Genomic DNA, 1,337 nt, shown 5'->3' with positions numbered 1-1,337 from the left:
GGGGGTGTACTAAATTTTGTGTAAACGGTCTAATAATGGGTAAAAGCCCACTCCATAGGAGTAATGATGATGACCGAAGCAGCAAAACGAGCAGTACCCCAAGAACTCATTGATAGCCTGCTGGCAGACTATCAAAAGCCAGAAGACCTCATTGGCGAAAATGGCCTACTTAAGCAATTAACCAAGCTACTAGTAGAAAAAGCCTTAGAGGCCGAGATGAACACCCATCTGGGCCATGATAAAAATCAGCCCATCCAAAATACTACCGGCAATGCTCGTAATGGCAAGAGTCGTAAAACGTTAACGGGTGAGTTTGGCCAACTACCCATTGAGATCCCCAGAGATCGCCAGGGTAGTTTTGAGCCCCAACTCATTCCCAAGCACCAAACCCGCTGGGCCGGTTTTGATGAGAAGATTTTGTCCTTATACGCTAGGGGCATGACCGTTCGAGAAATCCAAAGCCACTTAGAGGAGATGTATGGAGCTGAGGTCTCGCCTACCCTCATCTCAGCTGTCACTGAGGCTGTAGTCGAAGAAGTTAAAGCGTGGCAAGCTAGACCTTTAGATACGCTTTACCCCATCATTTACCTAGACTGTATCCATGTCAAAGTCAGAGACTCGGGTGTGGTTAAAGCCAAAGCGGTCTACCTAGCGATTGGCATTACGATGACCGGCCAAAAAGACGTACTGGGTTTATGGATTGCACAAACCGAAGGGGCGAAGTTCTGGCTACAAGTGGTTACCGAACTCAAGAACCGGGGCGTACAAGATATCTTCATCGCCTGCGTTGATGGCTTAAAAGGGTTTCCAGAGGCAATTGAGGCTATCTATCCATACACCACCGTACAACTGTGTATTGTGCATATGGTGCGCTATAGCCTGAACTATGTCTCTTGGAAGTTCCGTAAAGATGTCGCTACTGACCTCAAGGCCATTTATGCCAGCGGCACAGTAGAGCAAGCAGAGCAGCAGTTAAGGGAGTTTGAACTCAAATGGGACAAAGACTATCCTTCCATTGGTCAAAGCTGGAGAAGAAACTGGCAGCGCCTCACCCCCTTCTTTGACTACTCGCCCGAGATCCGTAAAGTGATTTACACCACCAACGCCATTGAGTCAGTCAATATGAGTTTACGGAAAATTACCAAGAACCGGGGATCATTCCCCAGTGATGAAGCTTTAATGAAATTGTTTTATCTGGCCCTACGCAATATCAGCCAAAAGTGGAGTATGCCCATCAGAGATTGGAAGGGTGCATTAAATCAGTTTAGTATTAAGTATGAGGAGAGAATCCCTCTGTAGTAAACGAACCCCGTTTACACAAAATATGGGACACCCTC

The 1,337-nt window shown here is 46.8% G+C and carries 1 protein-coding gene; it reads left to right on the top strand.

From position 1 onward, the window contains the following. The first annotated feature begins 69 nt into the window (after window positions 1-69). Window positions 70-1,299, top strand: coding sequence for an IS256 family transposase (locus LZT21_RS11810; protein ID WP_233991002.1), 1,230 nt, complete (start codon window positions 70-72; stop codon window positions 1,297-1,299). Window positions 1,300-1,337 lie beyond the last annotated feature (38 nt).

The organism is Polynucleobacter sp. IMCC 30228 (assembly GCF_021395205.1).
GTDB lineage: Bacteria > Pseudomonadota > Gammaproteobacteria > Burkholderiales > Burkholderiaceae > Polynucleobacter.
The sequence above is the reverse complement of the archived record's forward strand: the minus strand, read 5'-3'. Positions and strand labels throughout refer to the sequence as shown.

Excerpts from the sequence above, each read along its gene's own strand:
- LZT21_RS11810 (WP_233991002.1), top strand. The coding sequence starts at position 70 with ATGACCGAAGCAGCAAAACGAGCAGTACCCCAAGAACTCATTGATAGC.